Raw genomic sequence first — 16242 nt, 5'->3', positions numbered from 1 at the left:
GGATTCGGGGGTAAGCGCGGGGGCGCGACGACAGACGACCGGAGGGCACGCGCGATGAGAGCTTGATCACGGAGTGCCGCCGGAATCGGTGTGCATCGAAGTCGCTCACAGGGGTAACCAGCCCTGGCCGTAAGACTTGTGGAGGTAACTCGTGTCCATTGCCCAGAACCCTTTGTCCGTCGAGGTCACTCTCCCCCGGGAGGACGTCGCCCTGATCGCGGTCGAGGGTTATTTGGACGTAGACACCGCAACGGAGTTCCAGCACCACCTGGCCAACCAGCTCCACCACGGCCGTCGGCACTTCCTGCTCGACCTGTCCTCCGTGCCGTTCATGGACTCGTCCGGCATGAACATCATCTTGCGGGTCTACCAGCAGGCCCGTGACATACCGGGCAGCGTGCACATCATTTCCCCCGCTCCGGCGGTCCTGCGGATCCTGGAACTGACGGGCGTGAGCATCACCGTTCCGGTGTCCGGGAGTGTCGAGGAGGCGCTGGCCCGCGTCGACGCGTTCGAGGGCGAACAGGGCGGGCAGGACAGCCCGCAGGCCTGAGCCGGTGGGCGGTCGCAGGGACCGTCGACGGGCTTTGCGGCCAGGGGGGCCGGCTGTCAGGACGAGGTGTCGTACGAGGTGGGGCCATGGTTACAGTGGTCGGCCGGCAGGGTCATGCCGCCGTCTCGTTGCCTCCAGCGAGGTCGGTCCGAGGGAAGTGAATGAGGAGTTGTAGGTGCCGGAGCACGAATCGGTAGAGAAGCACGGATCGCCGGCACAGGAGGTCGGAGACTTCCTTCGCCGGCGCGGTGAGCAGGTGGCCCAGCGGTGGGCCGACGAACCCCTCTTCCGCACGGTGTTCACCGTCTCGCGGGACGAGGCGGTGGAAGCGGGCAAGATCGTCGTCGAGGCGCTGGCCCAGGTCGCGGACACCAACCAGGTGCACGACCCCGACGCCGCCGGCTTCACCGTGGTGCGCGAGCAGCTGTCCCGGATGGGTGCCGCCCGCTCCCGGGCCGGCTTCACCACCGCACAGGTCTCGAACGACGTGAACGCGCTGCGGCCTCCGGTCGAGAACCTCCTGCTCGCCGACCTTCCCGATGCCTCCGCCGACCGGGTCCGGGAGTGCACCACCGCGCTCACCGTGCTGATGGGCACCCTGCGCCTGGTCGTGCTGGAGACGGCGCTCAGCGAGGGGCAGGCACTGATCGAGCGGCAGCGGCTGCAGCTGCTGGAAGTGGCGACCCCGGTCATCAAGCTCTGGGACGGCATCGTGGCCGTCCCGCTGATCGGCACCCTCGACAGTGCGCGCAGCCAGGTGGTGATGGAGTCGCTGCTGGAGGCCGTCGTCGAACAGCGGGCCCGGTTCGCGATCCTCGACATCACCGGCGTTCCGACGGTCGACTCGCTGGTGGCCCAGCACCTGATGAAGACGGTGGCCGCGACCCGGTTGATGGGCGCGGAGTGCGTGGTCTCCGGCATCCGCCCCGCGATCGCCCAGACCATCGTCCACCTCGGACTGGACCTGGGCACGGTGCTCACCCGGGCCAGCCTGGCCGACGCCCTGGCCTACGCACTGCACGAGTTGGGGGCCGACATCATCAACGCGACGCCTGGCGGTGCGGGTTCACGGTGAGCCACGACTTCTCCCGCCCCGTCACGGGGCACGTGCCGGTCCTGCGGCTGGGTGACATCCTCCTGGTCACGCTCCAGGGGGACCTGTACGACAGCACGGCGCAGCAGTTGCAGCAGGACATCGGAGACACGATCGTCAGCACCGGGGTGACCGGTGTGGTCATCGACATCTCCGGCGTGGAGATCGTCGACTCCTTCCTGGGGCGCGTACTGGCGGAGATCGCGGCGCAGGCCCGGCTGCTGGCGGCGCGGACCGTGGTGGCCGGCATGCGGCCGGCGGTCGCGATCACGATGGTCGAACTGGGGCTGACACTTCCCGGCCTGCGCACCGCGCTGAACGCCGAGGCGGCCATGAACCTCCTCTCCGGACCGGATCAGGACACCCGCTTCGGCGGCCCGCGCCAGGAGAATCGGTGATGCAGACAGCAGCGGGCGTCGAAGCCTGCCTGCCGATCCGTTCGGACATGGACCTGGTGTGGGTGCGCCAACACGTGCGGCAGGCGGCCGCGTTGCTCGGCTTCAGCCTGGTGGAGCAGACCAAGCTGGTCACCGCGGCCAGTGAGCTGGCCCGTAACACCCTGGTGCACGGCGGGGGCGGACAGATGGAGACGGAGGCCGTGACGGGCGGGCCGGCGAACGGACTGCGGCTGACCTTCTCCGACGAGGGTCCGGGCATCCCGGACCTGGAGCGGGCTCTGAGCGACGGTTACACCTCCGGCGACGGGCTGGGCATGGGCCTCGGCGGTGCGCGGCGTCTGGTGCACGAGTTCGCCGTCGACAGCACTCCGGGCGTCGGTACCAAGGTCACGGTGGTCTCCTGGGCGGCGCGGTCGCCGCGGCCGCGTGGGGAGTTGTGATGCCCCGCGTGTGGGACATCCCGGTGCACGACTCGACCCGGGTGCGTGACGCCAGGGTGGCCGCGGAGAGCGCGGCCGCCCTGGCGGGCCTGGACGAGCCGCGGACGGCGGCGGCCGCACTGGTGGCGACCGAGCTGGCGACCAACCTGCTCAAGCACGCCCAGGGCGGTCAGCTCCTCATCGACCTCGTGGGCCCGGCCGTGCCCGCGGACAACGCCTCCGGCCTCCTGGTGCAGATCGCCGCGATCGACCACGGACCGGGGATGGCCGACGTGGACGCCGCACTGCGCGACGGCTACACCACCACGCGTTCCCTGGGCGCCGGGCTCGGCACGTGCCGCCGGATAGCCGACGACTTCGGGCTGCACAGCGCGCCGGGCAGGGGCACGGTGGCGGTGGCCCGCGTCGGCGCCCTCCCCGGGAACACGGCACCTGCCGCCGCGGCGCGGGCCGGGGGTGTGAACGCCCCGTTCGCCGGGGCCGACTACTCGGGCGACGCCTGGGCGTGGGCCCGCTCGGGAGACCGGCTGACCCTGATGCTGGCCGACGGGCTCGGACACGGCCCGGAGGCCGCCCGTGCGTCCTCGGCGGCGGTGCAGGCCCTGCACCGTGCCGCCCACCTCCCGCCCGCCGAGGCGCTCGTCCACCTCGACTCGGCGTTGCGCGGCACGCGCGGCGCGGCCGTCGCCGTCGCCCAGATCGATACCCGGGCCGGCCTGCTGCGGTTCGCCGGCGTCGGCAACATCGGCGCCCGGCTGTATGAGGGCGACCGCTGGCGTTCGCTGCTGTCCAGGCCCGGGATCGTGGGCGTCCACCGGCACGCGACGCTGCGGGAGGACCGTATGCCCTGGGCTGCCGACCGGCTGCTGGTCCTGCACAGCGACGGCCTGCCCAGCCGCTGGACGCCACCGGCCGACCCGGGCCTGCTGTCGGCCGACCCGGCCGTCGTGGCCGCCGTTACGGTGCGCGACGCGAGCAGTTCCGCGCGGCCGGTGCGGGACGACACGGCAGTGGTGGTGCTGGCCCCGACCCCGCCGGAGGGCCCATGACGCGCAGTTGGCAGATCACCACCGTCGTCGACGCGGCCCGGGCCCGGATCGCGACCGCCCGGCTGGCGGCCTCGTACGGTGTGCCCGCCCTCGACCGCACCCGGCTGACCGCGGCGCTCAGCTCCCATCTGCTCCAGTGCCTCACCAAGGGCGGCACCTGGCGGCTCGAGCTGGACGTCACGGCCGAGCCGGCCGAGGAAGGGCTCCTGCACGTACGGGTGACGCCCTCGCCCGACACGGGCGCCGCCGCCGCGCAGTCGCCGTGGCGGATGACGGTCCGCTGCCCCGAGGCGGCGGACCCGGCCGGTGCCGCCGTGGCCGACGACCCCACTGTGCTGGCCGAGGCCCTGCTGGGCGCCGACGAGGACACCGCTCTGGTGCTGGAGAGACTCACCGAGCAGGAGGAGCTGGTCACCTTCCACCGGGAGGAGCTGCACCAGACCAACCAGGGCGTGCTGGCCCTGCACGCCGAGCTGGACGCCGCCGGGCGGGCCCAGCGCGACGCGTTCGCCGCCGAGCGCAAGGCGCGCACCGAGGCGGAGAGCGCCCGCCGCAGGCTGATGTTCCTGGCCGACGCCAGTGCCGTGCTGACGGCGTCGCTCAACCACGAGGAGATCGTGCGCCGGCTGCCTGAGCTGCTGGTGCCCGAGTACGCCAGCAGCGTCGACGTCTGGCTGTTCGAGGGCGACGAGGACCGCGACCGGCGCGCACCGCACCCGGCCGCCGCCGTGCTGGCCGCACGTACCGGGAGACCGCAGTACGCCGCCGACCATCCCGGCGGCCTGCCCGGGGTCCTGGACCAGCCGCCCTCGGCCCTGGACCCCGGCCGCCCGCTGCTGTGCGTCCCGCTGCCGACGCGACGCGCCCCACTGGGTGTGCTGACGCTGTCGCCGCCCGGCGCACGCTGGGACCCGGACGACGCGGTGATGCTGATCGAGCTCACCCGGCGGGCCAGCATCGCCATCGACAACGCCCGGCGCTTCGAGCACAACCGGGACATCGCCGAGACGCTCCAGCGGGCCCTGCTCACGGACCTGCCGGCCACCCCGGGGCTCACTCTGGCCGCCCGCTATCTGCCGGCCACGCACGGACTGAACATCGGCGGCGACTGGTACGACGCGTTCCGCCAGCCCGACGGCAGCCTGATCACCGTGATCGGCGACGTCACCGGGCACGGGCTGCACGCCGCCGTGATGATGAGCCAGCTGCGGACCGCGCTGCGCGCCTACGCCGTCGACGGCGGCAGCCCCGGTCAGCTGCTGACCCGGCTGCACACCTTCCTGCACCATCTCCAGCCGGATCTGTACGCCACCGCGGTCATCGCGCGCTTCCGCCCCGGCGATCCCAACCTGACCTGGGCGGCCGCCGGACATCCACCGCCGGTGCTGCGCACCCCGGACGGGCAGGTCCGGACACTGGACGCCAAACCGGGCGCCATGCTGGGCATCCCGCTGCAACAGGAGATCCACGACCACACCGCGCCGCTGGCTCCCGGCTCGACGTTGGCGCTGTACACGGACGGGCTGGTGGAGCGGCGCGCGCAGGGCATAGACCCGGGCATCGAGCGGCTGGCCCTGGCGCTCGGCTCGTTCCGCTCAGCGGACCTGGACGCGGACCTGGAGGATTCCGCGGACCGGATCCTCACCCCCCTGCTGAGCGACTCCGAACGCGACGACGACGTGTGTCTGCTGCTCTGCCACCTGGCCGCCTGAGGACCCCTTCGCGGCCTCCGCCCCACGATCTTCACGATCGACCCGGTGCGCTTCGGCGGCCGGAGGGGCATGGTGGTCCTCGACGCCGTCGTCTGCCTGCCGCGCCCGGCTGGCGGAACGGCCGGTACCGCTGTGGGATCGATGTGTGCGAAGCAGCGATCCACGGGCAGGCGAAAGGCGTTCGAGGCAGACCGCCTGGAGCCGCAGAAAGGGATGAACACCGTGACACGACCCAGGATCCTGGTGGTTGGCGCAGGCTTCGCCGGAGTGGAGTGCGTCCGCCGTCTGGAACGCAAACTCTCCCCGGACGAAGCCGACGTCACACTGGTGACGCCCTTCGCCTACCAGCTCTACCTGCCGCTGCTGCCCCAGGTCGCCTCCGGCGTGCTGACACCGCAGTCGATCGCCGTCTCGCTGCGCCGCAGCAAGAAGTACCGCACCCGGATCATCCCGGGCGGTGCGATCGGCGTGGACCTCAAGGCGAAGGTCTGCGTCATCCGCACCATCACCGACGAGATCGTCGACGAGCCGTACGACTACATCGTGCTGGCCCCCGGCAGCATCACCCGCACCTTCGACATCCCCGGCCTGACCGACCACGCCTTCGGCATGAAGACGCTGGCCGAGGCCGCCTACGTGCGTGACCACGTCATCTCCCAGCTGGACCTCGCCGACGCGAGCGAGGACCCGCAGGAGCGCGCCTCACGGCTGCAGTTCGTGGTGGTGGGCGGCGGCTACGCCGGCACGGAGACCGCCGCCTGTCTGCAGCGCCTCACCCACGCCGCCGTCAAGCGCTACCCGCGTCTCGACCCGGGTCTGATCAAGTGGCACCTGATCGACATCGCGCCGAAGCTGATGCCCGAGCTCGGCGACAAGCTGGGCAGCAGCGCCCAGGAGATCCTGCGCCGGCGGGGGATCGACATCTCGCTCGGCGTCTCCATCGCCAAGGCGGGCCCCGAGGAGGTCACCTTCACCGACGGGCGCGTGGTCCCCACCCGCACGCTGATCTGGACCGCCGGTGTGGTCGCCAGCCCGCTCATGGCCACCCTCGGCGCCGAGACGGTCCGGGGGCGGCTGGCCGTCACCGCCGACATGAAACTGCCGGGCCACGACGGGGTGTTCGCGCTCGGCGACGCCGCCGCGGTGCCGGACGAGGCCAAGAACGAGGAGGGCGCGGTCTGCCCGCCCACGGCCCAGCACGCCATGCGGCAGGGCAGGCACGTCGCCGACAACGTCATCTCCACCCTGCGCGGGCAGGCGGCGACCCCGTACGTCCACAAGGATCTCGGTCTGGTCGTCGACCTCGGCGGCAAGGACGCCGTGTCCAAGCCGCTCGGCATCGAACTGCGGGGTGTGCCCGCCCAGGCGGTCGCCCGCGGTTACCACTGGTCGGCGCTGCGCACCAACGTCGCCAAGACCCGGGTGATGACGAACTGGGTGTTGAACGCGATCGCCGGCGACGATTTCGTCCGCACCGGGTTCCAGGCCCGCAAGGCCGCCAAGCTGAAGGACTTCGAGTACACGGACGCGTATCTGACACCGGAACAGGTGCGGGCACACGTCGAGGGTTCCGAGCGGCAGGACCAGTGACGCCGACGCCGGTGTGACGTGCTTCACTCCTGACCGCCGATCACTTTCCGTCCGGTCGGCGGTCAGAGGTGGGACAGCACGACGTCACGTCGAAAGGACACCGTCATGGCCGAGACCGTGAAGGGCCCCGCGAGCTACTTCCCCTCGATCGAGAAGAAGTACGGCCGGCCGATCGCCGAGTGGCAGCAGCTCGTCCGTTCCTCGCCGCTGACCAAGCACATGGAGCTGGTCGCCTGGCTGAAGACCGAGCACGGGCTGGGGCACGGCCACGCCAACGCCCTGGTGGCGCACACGCTCGCCGAGACCCGGGGCCGTAGACCGCACCACGCCGTGCCATGCTGGTGGTGGAGATCATGACGTGACACGGGAGTGAGTACGACGGCGTGAAGGCAGCGGGAGGTTCGGTCCGGGTGCGGCTGCGGGACGGGATCGCCGCGTCCGATCCGGGCCTGCTGCGGCTGACGGCCGGCCTGCGGACCGTGGGCGCGATCGCCCTCGCCCTCGCTGTTCTCAGCCTTCTCGACGCCGATGTCACGCACCTGGTGGCCGGGGCCATGGCGGCGATGGTCGCCACCTTCTCCATCCGGGAGAAGCAGCGCGGGCAGCAGGCCGTCACGCTCGCTCTCGGGCTCCCGGTGGCGCTGGCCTCGGTGTCACTGGGCGCGCTCCTCAGCGACCGGGTGGTGGCCGGTGACTTCTTCTTCGTCGCCCTCATCTTCTGCGCCGTCTACGGCCGGCGGTTCGGCGACCGTGGCACCGCGCTAGGGCTGATCGGCTTCCAGGTCTACTTCCTGTCCCTGTTCGTCGGCGCCGCCGTCTCCGGGCTGCCCGAGCTGTACGGCGCGATCGTCGTCGCCTTCCTCAGCAGTGGCCTGGTGCGGTTCGTGATCGTGCCCGAGACGCCGGCGCAGATCCTGGAGCGGCTGCGTGAGGCCTTCCGGGCCCGGCTCGCCCAACTGGTGTCCGCGCAGCTCGAACTCCTCGACGCCGGGCCGGACGAGGTGGAGAAGGCGCTGGAGGGCGTGCGCAGCGGCACCGCCCGCCTGCACGAGACGGCGATGATGATCCAGGGCCGGCTGGAGGAAGGCACCTCCGACGAGGCCACGGCGCGACTCGTGCAGCGGCGCATCGCGGACGCCGAGATCGCCGCCGAGCGGCTGGCCCTGCTGCTGCTGACCGCACGCAGCGCCGAGCGGGCGGACACCCTCACGCTGCACCTGCCGGGCGCACCGGTCCCGGCGGGCGAACGGCTGCCCGTACGGGACGAGGCGACCGCCACGCTGCGCCGGGATCTCGAGGCGCTGCGGATGCTCGTGCTGCGGCCCGTCAACGGGGAGTCCGGCACGGCCCTGTCACATGTGCGCAACCGGCTCCTCGGCTACCGCGACGAGGAGAACCTGCCGCCCGCCGCGACCGCCGTGCAGGACGTCTTCCGGGGCATCGGCGAGGCCGCCCGGGCCGTCCTGGGTCTGCGGATCGCCCTGGACGGGCCTCAGGACGAGTCGGACGACAGCCCGGCCACGGCCCGTTCGCGCGAGGAACTGGACGCCGAGGACGCCGCCATCGACGCCGGCGAGGACGACGACCGGGACGAGGAGCTCACCGGGCTGCGGCGGCCGACCACACGGGCCGCCGTGCAGGTCGCCGTGGGCTCGTCGCTGGCCATCGTCGGCGGGGAACTGCTCTCCAGCCACCGCTGGTACTGGGCCGTACTGACCTGCTGGATCGTGTTCATCAACACCTCGTCCACGGGCGAGATCCTGGTCAAGGGCTACCGGCGGCTGCTGGGCACCGTGTTCGGGGTCGTGGCGGGCATCGTGCTGGCGGGGCTGGTCGGGCAGCACACCTGGACGGCGTTCGCCGTGGTGCTGCTGTGCCTGTTCGCGATGTTCTACACCGCGCCGCTGTCGTACACGTTGATGTCCTTCTTCGTGACGGCCGCGCTGGGCGTGCTCTACACCCTCCTGCACACCTACAGCTTCTCGGTGCTGGTGCTGCGGGTGGAGGAGACGGCGCTCGGCGCGGTCTGCGGAATCGTCGCGGCGGCCTTCGTGCTGCCGGTGCGCACGGACCGCCGTACGAACGAACTGCTGGCCACGGTCCTGGAGCGGCTCGCCGAGGTCACCGAGGCGGCCGTGGACCAGCTCAGCGGCGGCCCGCCGGTCGATCTGCTGGACAAGGCGCGCGATCTGGACCAGGCACTGGCCGACCTGCGCGCCGCCGTCCAGCCGCTCACCCATCCGGTGACACCGCTGCGGGCCCGCCGGGACACCGCCCAGTATGTCGTCGCGCTGCTGGAGACCTGCGCGTACCACGCGCGTTCGCTGGCCGCGACGGCCGAACTGCTGCCCACGCATCCCTCGATCGCGGCGGACCCGAGGCTGCGCCGGGCCGGACGGCGTATCGCGCACAACATCGAGGCGATAGCCGCGCACATCACCGACGGCCAGACCGCCGTGGAGATCGAGACCGGTCCCAGCATCGCCTCGCTCCTCGAGCCGGACATCCCGGGGACGCCGCGGTACGGCCGGGTCACCGACCGCGTGCTGCGGCATCTGCAACGCCTGGACGAGTCGGTGGCCGGGCTTGCGCGGCCCCTTGACGTGCCGGTGACGGCGCCGAAGCGGTAGCCGGAGAACCGCTGGGGGTGGGCCGGGGGGCCGCGACGGCCTTGAGCGGTACCGGTCCCACGGACAGCGGGGCCACGCCATCCGGAGGCGGGCCCGTGAGCGCGCGGGTCAGATGTCCGTCGGCAGGCCGCTCACCTCGGCGATGCCGCGCAGCTCGTCGTTCGTGCGTTGTCGCTCGCGGATGTAGTCGGCAATCTCGCCCAGGCGCACCGGGTCGGAGGCGGTGGCCGCGTCGGTGACCACGCGGACCGGGCCGGTCTCGTCGATGTTCAGCTCGACCACCTCGTTGTCCAGGCGGCCCGTGACAGCGGTGGCTATGACCAGCGCGGCCTCGTCGCGGACCTCCTGGGGCAACGCCTCGTCGCGCGTGTCGTCGAGAGCGAAGTCCAGCGCGGGCAGAGTCTGCTCCTCGATCGCCCGCAGGACTGGTTCGACCACGCTGAGCAGGAGGCGGTAGTCCTCCGTGTCCATGCGGATGCGCAGGAGGTCGAGGTAGACGTCCACGGGCCGGCCCTCGGGCGGAAGCTCGGGTTCGTTCATCAGGTCCGGGTTCCCCGTCCACGCGATCTCAGACCCCGCACGGGATCACGGTTCGGCGGCCGGAGCGCGGAAAGGGGGCGGGGCGGGCCGGGGTGAGGTCAGCAGATTGGTCAAATCCCTGACGAGGGCTGGCCCCAGGCGGGTCAATTCTGATCCCGGCCTCGGACCAGTACCGGCCCCGAGCCGGTCCCGGACCACTCCCTCCGGGCCGGACCGGGATCCGCGTCCGGCTCAGTCCAAGCCTGAGCCGGACGCGGATCCCGGCCGAAATCGTCAGGGCAAGGGCCCACGCCCTCCACGCCAGTCACGGACCGAGGCCCGGGCCGGGGCGGTCCTGGGTCGACCCGGACCAGGCGGACTCCAGCCGAGCGTCGTTCGGAATCTCCTCCCCCGGGCCTCGCGCCGCAGTCCAACCCCGCCGGCGGCTCAAACCCTGCGCCAGCGAGCCATCGCGAACGAGAACAGTCCGAAGAGGACGAGCCCGGCCGCGACGCAGACCAGCAGCCAGGGCCCGAGCGGGGTGTCGGCGAAGGAGCGCAGGGTGTCGTCCAGGCCCTTCGCCTTGTCGGGCTGGTAGTCGACGGCCGCCCGCACGGCGAAGGCACCGGCCGCGGCGAACACCGCGCCGCGCGCCGCGCCTCCGCCCACGCCCGTGATGTCGACCAGCCGTCGCGTTCGCGGGGACATCTCACCGAGCTTGAGCTTGTCGTGGTACTTGCGGAGCACCGCGCGCGCCCCGATCCACACGCCCGCGACGGCGACTCCCACGCCGGCCGCGCCGACCAGCCACTGCCCCGCCGGAAGTTCCATGGCCCGGGCGGTGACGTCCTTGGACTGCTTGTCGCTGGATCCGCCACCGCCCGAGCCCGCGGCGAAGGACAGCACGGAGTAGGCGACGAAGGCGTAGAAGACGAACCTGGCGGCCGACGTCAGGCGCTTCTTCGCCTTGCGGCCGTCCGGCCCGACCGCGCCGAAGAGGGCCTCGGACAGCCGCCACAGCGCCATGCCCACAAGGCCGATGCCCAGCGCCCACAGCAGTACGGCGCCGAACGGCTTCTCGGCGAGCTCGGCCAGCGCACCACCGCGGTCCGCCTGCTGGTTGTTCTCGCCGAAGGCGATCTGCAACGCCAGAACGCCGACGAGCAGATAGATGACTCCCCTTGCGGTCAACCCCGCCCGCGCGGCCCCGTCCCGCGCCGAGCCCTTGGCGAACCGCCGGGCGTCCATCCCGGCGGTTCGCGCCGTGGCACTCGTGTTCATCTCGACCTCCTGGAATCCGAATGCCCTGGTCGCGGGCGGGCACACCCGACATGCGAGCTGGTGTTCGAGTGGCGGGTGGGATCCCTGGGCTCACGCCCGCCGAAACCCCGGCCGCCTGCCGCGGCCGGGGTGGTGCGGATCTACGTCATTCCGCCAGCGGGGCGGTCCGGGACTCCGGTGTCATCGGCACGACACGGGCGCCACCACGTGAGGCCGGCGCGACACGGCCCTTCGTCGCAGCCCTCCCCGGGCCGGCCCCCGATGCGCCCGCCACCGTACGGGTCTCGGTCGCCGCCGCTGCCGGGCGGACCCTCCGTACGGCCGACCCGCCCCTGGAATCCGGCGCGTCCGACAGCAGACGGCCAGCGGCCTCCAGCGCCAGTCCCACGTCGCGCGTGCCGGTCGACACGCAGAGCGTGTAGGCGAGGTCGAGAGCCCGTGAGCTCGGTGCGTCCTGGCCGCGCGCTGTCTCCTGCGCCCTCAGTGACTCGTACTCGTCGACGAGTCGGCGCAGGAACGCCGGATGGGGTGTCAGCATCCCTCTCGCTCCTTCTTCGTTCACTTCGCCCGGCCGCCGGGGCCGCGCCGGGTTCCCCGCTGCTCCATCACCTCGTCGCGCACCTTGGCGCAGCTGCGGCTGATCAGCCGGGAGACGTGCATCTGGGAAATGCCGAGCTGGTCGGCGATACGGCTTTGCGTCATGTCCTCGAAGAAGCGCATGTAGAGGATGGCCCGCTCGCGCTCGGGCAGGCGGCGCAGCCCCTCCTTGGCGGACTCGCGGTCGACGACGACGTCGAAGGACGCGTCGGACGAGCCGAGGGTGTCGGCGAGGCTGTAGCCGTCGTCGCCGGCGGAGAGCTCGGCGTCCAGCGACAGGGTGCTGAAGCTTTCCAGCGCCTCCATCCCCGCGGCGACCTCATCCTCGGTCAGCCCGGTGTGGGCGGCGATGTCGGCGGACGACGGCTCGGGGGCACCCGGGTTCTGGGTCAGCTCGCGCCGGGCCACCCGCACCTTGTTGCGCAGTTCCTGCACCCGACGGGGCACCCTCAGTGCCCACATCCGGTCCCTGAAGTGACGCTTGACCTCACCGGTGATGGTCGGCACGGCGTAGCTCTCGAAGGCACCCCGCTCCGGCTCGAACCGGTCGATCGCCTTCACGAGGCCGAGGGCCGCCACCTGTCGCAGGTCCTCGATGGATTCCCCGCGGTCGCGGAACCGACCGGCGATCCGGTGGGCCATGGGCAGCCAGGCGGTGACGAGTTCGTCGCGCAGCGCCTCGCGTTCGGGGCCGTCCTCCAGGGCGGCCAGTCGCGTGAACAGGGCGTTCGTGTCGGGGGCGTCGTCGTGCCGACGACGGGTGGTGGCGGTCTGCCGAGCGGGCGTGCCGGGACGGTTGGTCGACATGTCGATGAGCATGCGGAATCGCTCCTGAACGGTCGTTTCAGGTCATTACCGCGGGAGGGGGAAGGCACAGCCCGGACGACCTGGAAGGGCCCCGGAGCAGCCATACCGCTCCCGCTGGCGCGCCTCCGGTCCGAAGCACGAAACTGCGTCTGCCCTGCCCCCCTGGGTGCAAACTCCGGTTCCGAAAAAGTCTTCAGGACAGGGGCACCAGGGCGGTGATGCACTTGCCACCCATGGGCAGGTCGGTCACCTGGACGTCGCGGGACAGCCGGCACACGATCGGCCAGCCGTGGCCGCCGACGCGGCGGCGTCCCTGTTGGTCAACCGGCGGGTGGACGACGGGCAGTTCGTCGCTGCCGTCGCTCACCGAGACGCGTATGCCGGGCCCGACGACGTCGACGTCGAAGTCCGTGATGCCGCCGCCGTGCAGGATCGCGTTGGTGGCGAGTTCCGAGGCGACGAGCAGAGCGTCGGACAGGGCCGCCTGGTCGCACCGGGTGCGGGTGGCTCGGCAGCGTTCCGCCACGGCTCGCTCGACCGCCCTGCGTGCCTCGGCCGGCTTGCGTGGTCGTGGCCCGCGCCGCTCCACGACGGACGACGTTCCGAGGGCGAATTCGGTCCTGTGCTGCTCGCACATCCCTGTAGCTCCCTGAATCGCTGTGGAAAAGAACCCGATCGGGCCGCAGCGGCTTCTGTGTCACGCTGTGCGGGCTTCCGCAGGTCTCTCTACTTCGGCTGACCCTTCCCCGGCGGGCCAAACCTCTGCATCCGGGTGGGAACTCGGGCCATCCCGGCGCTCTGAGCGGGTACGCGGACCCCATGACCGATGTGGTGGACTCAGACGAACTGCTGCGACGCATCCAGCGCGCCCGGGCCTGCGCGGCCGAGGAGGAGGGGGCCTGGCGGACCCGACGCGACGACCTGAGCGGGGTGGACCCGGACGGGGCGCATGAGGCGGGCGTACGGAGCCTGGCGTTCGAGACGGTGGTGCGGGTGCTGGACGAGATCTTGACGCCGGGGAAGCGGGCGGCCCAGGAGTGACGGCACGATCCCGACCGCGTCGGGGTGGGCCGGCTGGTTGACGGGTGCCGAGCCCGGGACCCGGCGGCCATGACTGCCGACCCCACCCGCGCACCGGTCCTGGCGCCCTGTCCGATCTGCCACCGCAAGGGGCGGCTGTCGTTCGCGCCGCCGGGTCACAAGCAGGCGCGGGGGGCCGACCCCCGCGGTGCCGATCCCGCGGTGCGGGAGGTGCTCGGCGAACCGGTGCTCCTCGGCGACGTACCGGCGTCGCGAGGTCTGGACGACCGGCTCACCCGGGCCGGGTACTGGAGCGGGCCGAGGAGTCGACGGACGGCCGACGCCGTCGACGCCGACCCCATGGGATCGAGCCGGTCTGGGTGGAGCCCCGGTGGGGACGGTGAGGGTCGCGGCCCACCCCTCGGAGTGAGGGCGAGTGAAACAGGTCACGTGACCCGGATTCCGTTGCACACATCCGCCAGGGATGGTTTACCGTTCATACAGACGTGGTCACGGAGTCGACCGTTTCCGTCCTCCCTGTCCACCGCTGAACGGCCCTGGCTGGCCTCCCCCGTCCAGCCAGGGCTTTTTTCATGCCTCCGGCGCCCCGCCCCGCGTGCCCGGCCGGAAACCCGCGTTCGATTTCGCGGTCCGCCGAGGTGCCCGGGGCGGCGGCAGCCGCTGAAATGGGCGTAGGGAAAAACCGGAATCCATCGCCGGCGAGGAGCCCCGCGTCATGACCAAAGCGATCAAACTGCTCACCGCCCTTCCGTCGCCCCAGCGCCAGCGCCTGATGTCGCTCGCCCGGGAGGTCTCGTTCCCGGAGGACGCCCGGATCTTCGAGGCGGGCGGTACGGCCGACCGTTTCTGGGTCATCCGCTCGGGCGCGGTCTCCCTCACCCAGCAGGTGACCGCCCACCGGCTCGTGACCGTCGCCGGGCTCGGCGCGGGCGACCTGCTCGGCTGGTCCTGGCTGTTCCCGCCGTACCAGTGGGACTTCGGCGCGGAGGCCTTCAGCCCGGTCCGCGCCTACGAGTACGACGCGGCGGCCGTGCTCCGGCTGTGCGAGGAGGACCAGCAGCTGGGGCTGATTCTGGTGCGGTCCGTCGCCGAGATCCTGGCGCACCGGCTGGAGACGACCCGCAGCAAGCTCATGGAGCAGTACTCGACGCACCGGCGCGGCGTCCTGTAGGGGCGTCGCGTCAGACGCGGTACCGGCGCAGCGCCGGTACCGCGAGGGCCAGGCCCAGCATCACTGCCATGACCAGGATCCCGCCGCCCGCCACCGCCGCGGGGGCACCGAAGGCCGAGCCCGCCGAGCCGTGCAGGACGTCGGCGAGACGGGGCCCGCCCGCGACCACGACGGTGAACACGCCCTGCATCCGGCCGCGCATGTCGTCGGTCGCGGCGGACAGCAGGATCGCCCCGCGGAAGACCATGGAGACCATGTCGGCGACCCCGGCCAGGGCGAGGAACGCCACGGCGAGCCACAGGCTGTCGCTGAGGCCGAACCCGGTGATGGCCACACCCCATACGACGACAGCGCCGATGACCATCCAGCCGTGCCGGCGGGCGCGGGAGAACGTGCCGGAGAACAGACCGCCGATCACCGCCCCGATGGGGATCGCCGCGAAGAGGAGACCGAGGGCGAGTCCTTCGCCGTAAGGCGCGTACGTCTCGGAGGCGAGCTGGGGGAACAGCGCCCGGGGCATGCCGAAGACCATCGCGATGATGTCGGCGAGGAAGGACAGCAGCAGCACCTTGTGCGCGACGATGTACCGGAAGCCGGCCGCGATCTCCCGTACACCGGCCCGACGTGACCCCGTCCCGGCGAGGGGCGGCAACGCGGGCAGTCGGTGGACGGCCCAGACGGTGACGCACAGGGCCAGCGCGTCGATGAGGTACAGCTCGGGAAGGCCGATGACGGGGATCAGGACGCCCGCGAGCAGCGGGCCGACCACCTGGCCGGTCTGCATGACGGTCGAGCCGAGCGCGTTCGCCGCGGCCAGCTCCCCCGCGGGGACCAGACGGGCGATGGAGGCGTTGCGGGCCGGGGCGTTCAGGCCCCAGAAGGCCTGCTGCACGGCGAGCAGGACCATCAGGACGGCCACCGAGTCGAGCCCGGTGAGGGCCTGGAGCCAGAACAGGACCGAGGTCACGGCGATGCCGGTGTTGGTGATCAGCAGCAGCTTGCGGCGGTCCATGGTGTCGGCGATCGCCCCGCCCCACAGCGCGAACACGATCAGCGGCAGCAGGCCTGCCATGCTCGCGGCGCCGACCCAGGCCGAGGAGCCGGTGATGTCGTAGATCTGCTTGGGGACGGCGACGGCGGTGAGCTGGCTGCCGACGGCCGTGACGATCGTGGAGGACCACAGGCGGCGGTACGCGGGCCGGCGCAGCGGACTGGTGTCCATGGCCCAGCGCCGCCATCCGCGCCGGGCCGGCCGCGCCCCGGCCGCTTCCGGTATCTGTGATCCGGCGCTGCTCTCACTGGTGTCCACGGTTTCCCTGGTTGTTCGTTACATCTTTCTGCCGGGGTTCACTATCGCAGCA

General features: G+C 71.9%; 17 protein-coding genes and 1 pseudogene. 12 read left to right on the top strand and 6 right to left on the bottom strand.

Features of this window, described 5'->3' with window-relative positions:
* Window positions 1-151 precede the first annotated feature (151 nt).
* The 9 genes from AQJ84_RS09895 (at window position 152) to AQJ84_RS09855 (ending at window position 9465) form a co-directional block, all read left to right on the top strand.
* A complete protein-coding gene (locus AQJ84_RS09895; protein WP_030045586.1) occupies window positions 152-553 on the top strand; it encodes an STAS domain-containing protein in 402 nt (133 codons plus the stop codon).
* A 175-nt stretch (window positions 554-728) separates the two neighbouring features.
* Window positions 729-1628 (top strand): STAS domain-containing protein, encoded by a 900-nt coding sequence (locus AQJ84_RS09890; protein ID WP_053191388.1) that lies wholly within the window; start codon window positions 729-731, stop codon window positions 1626-1628.
* Entirely contained in the window at window positions 1625-2044 is a 420-nt protein-coding gene (locus tag AQJ84_RS09885) for an STAS domain-containing protein (protein ID WP_030045583.1), read from the top strand. Before AQJ84_RS09890 ends, AQJ84_RS09885 begins: the two co-directional genes overlap by 4 nt.
* Window positions 2044-2484, top strand: a complete 441-nt coding sequence (locus AQJ84_RS09880; protein ID WP_030045582.1) for an anti-sigma regulatory factor — start codon at window positions 2044-2046, stop codon at window positions 2482-2484. Before AQJ84_RS09885 ends, AQJ84_RS09880 begins: the two co-directional genes overlap by 1 nt.
* Entirely contained in the window at window positions 2484-3533 is a 1050-nt protein-coding gene (locus AQJ84_RS09875; protein WP_053191390.1) for an ATP-binding SpoIIE family protein phosphatase, read from the top strand. The genes AQJ84_RS09880 and AQJ84_RS09875 overlap by 1 nt, the downstream gene beginning before the upstream one ends.
* The gene (locus tag AQJ84_RS09870) at window positions 3530-5245 is read left to right on the top strand and encodes a PP2C family protein-serine/threonine phosphatase (protein WP_053191392.1); all 1716 of its coding nucleotides are present in this window, start codon (window positions 3530-3532) and stop codon (window positions 5243-5245) included. The genes AQJ84_RS09875 and AQJ84_RS09870 overlap by 4 nt, the downstream gene beginning before the upstream one ends.
* A gap of 213 nt (window positions 5246-5458) precedes the next feature.
* Entirely contained in the window at window positions 5459-6835 is a 1377-nt protein-coding gene (locus tag AQJ84_RS09865) for an NAD(P)/FAD-dependent oxidoreductase (RefSeq protein WP_053191394.1), read from the top strand.
* A gap of 105 nt (window positions 6836-6940) precedes the next feature.
* Window positions 6941-7192, top strand: a complete 252-nt coding sequence (locus AQJ84_RS09860) for a DUF4287 domain-containing protein (RefSeq protein ID WP_051870312.1) — start codon at window positions 6941-6943, stop codon at window positions 7190-7192.
* Window positions 7193-7218: 26 nt separating this feature from the next.
* On the top strand, window positions 7219-9465 hold the full coding sequence (locus AQJ84_RS09855; RefSeq protein WP_053191395.1) for an FUSC family protein: 2247 nt from the start codon (window positions 7219-7221) through the stop codon (window positions 9463-9465).
* A gap of 108 nt (window positions 9466-9573) precedes the next feature.
* Here the strand turns inward: AQJ84_RS09855 and AQJ84_RS09850 are convergent, their stop codons facing one another.
* The 5 genes from AQJ84_RS09850 to AQJ84_RS09830 all read right to left on the bottom strand — a co-directional run bounded on the left by AQJ84_RS09850 (window position 9574) and on the right by AQJ84_RS09830 (window position 13306).
* A complete protein-coding gene (locus tag AQJ84_RS09850) occupies window positions 9574-10005 on the bottom strand; it encodes a hypothetical protein (RefSeq protein ID WP_030045572.1) in 432 nt (143 codons plus the stop codon).
* 426 nt (window positions 10006-10431) lie between these two features.
* Window positions 10432-11265 carry a DUF1206 domain-containing protein gene (locus AQJ84_RS09845; protein ID WP_030045571.1) on the bottom strand — a complete coding sequence of 278 codons (834 nt, stop codon included), beginning with the start codon at window positions 11263-11265 and terminating at the stop codon, window positions 10432-10434.
* Between the two features lie 145 nt (window positions 11266-11410).
* Window positions 11411-11803 carry a DUF5133 domain-containing protein gene (locus AQJ84_RS44960; RefSeq protein WP_063753239.1) on the bottom strand — a complete coding sequence of 131 codons (393 nt, stop codon included), beginning with the start codon at window positions 11801-11803 and terminating at the stop codon, window positions 11411-11413.
* 20 nt (window positions 11804-11823) lie between these two features.
* A complete protein-coding gene (locus tag AQJ84_RS09835) occupies window positions 11824-12681 on the bottom strand; it encodes a SigB/SigF/SigG family RNA polymerase sigma factor (protein ID WP_030045569.1) in 858 nt (285 codons plus the stop codon).
* A gap of 181 nt (window positions 12682-12862) precedes the next feature.
* A complete protein-coding gene (locus AQJ84_RS09830; protein WP_030045567.1) occupies window positions 12863-13306 on the bottom strand; it encodes an ATP-binding protein in 444 nt (147 codons plus the stop codon).
* A 182-nt stretch (window positions 13307-13488) separates the two neighbouring features.
* Here AQJ84_RS09830 and AQJ84_RS09825 point away from each other — a divergent pair, with 182 nt between their 5' ends.
* The 3 genes and pseudogenes from AQJ84_RS09825 to AQJ84_RS09820 all read left to right on the top strand — a co-directional run bounded on the left by AQJ84_RS09825 (window position 13489) and on the right by AQJ84_RS09820 (window position 14881).
* Window positions 13489-13710 (top strand): hypothetical protein, encoded by a 222-nt coding sequence (locus AQJ84_RS09825; RefSeq protein ID WP_030045566.1) that lies wholly within the window; start codon window positions 13489-13491, stop codon window positions 13708-13710.
* A 69-nt stretch (window positions 13711-13779) separates the two neighbouring features.
* A pseudogene (locus AQJ84_RS44040) lies at window positions 13780-14015 on the top strand (ornithine decarboxylase); the annotation flags it as partial.
* A 410-nt stretch (window positions 14016-14425) separates the two neighbouring features.
* A complete protein-coding gene (locus AQJ84_RS09820) occupies window positions 14426-14881 on the top strand; it encodes a cyclic nucleotide-binding domain-containing protein (RefSeq protein WP_053191396.1) in 456 nt (151 codons plus the stop codon).
* Window positions 14882-14891: 10 nt separating this feature from the next.
* Here AQJ84_RS09820 and AQJ84_RS09815 read toward each other — a convergent pair whose 3' ends face one another.
* Window positions 14892-16190: an MFS transporter gene (locus AQJ84_RS09815; RefSeq protein ID WP_030045563.1), complete on the bottom strand. Its 1299-nt coding sequence runs from the start codon at window positions 16188-16190 to the stop codon at window positions 14892-14894.
* Window positions 16191-16242: the final 52 nt, after the last annotated feature.

This window comes from Streptomyces resistomycificus, from assembly GCF_001514265.1.
Taxonomy (GTDB): domain Bacteria; phylum Actinomycetota; class Actinomycetes; order Streptomycetales; family Streptomycetaceae; genus Streptomyces; species Streptomyces resistomycificus.
The sequence above is the reverse complement of the archived record's forward strand: the minus strand, read 5'-3'. Positions and strand labels throughout refer to the sequence as shown.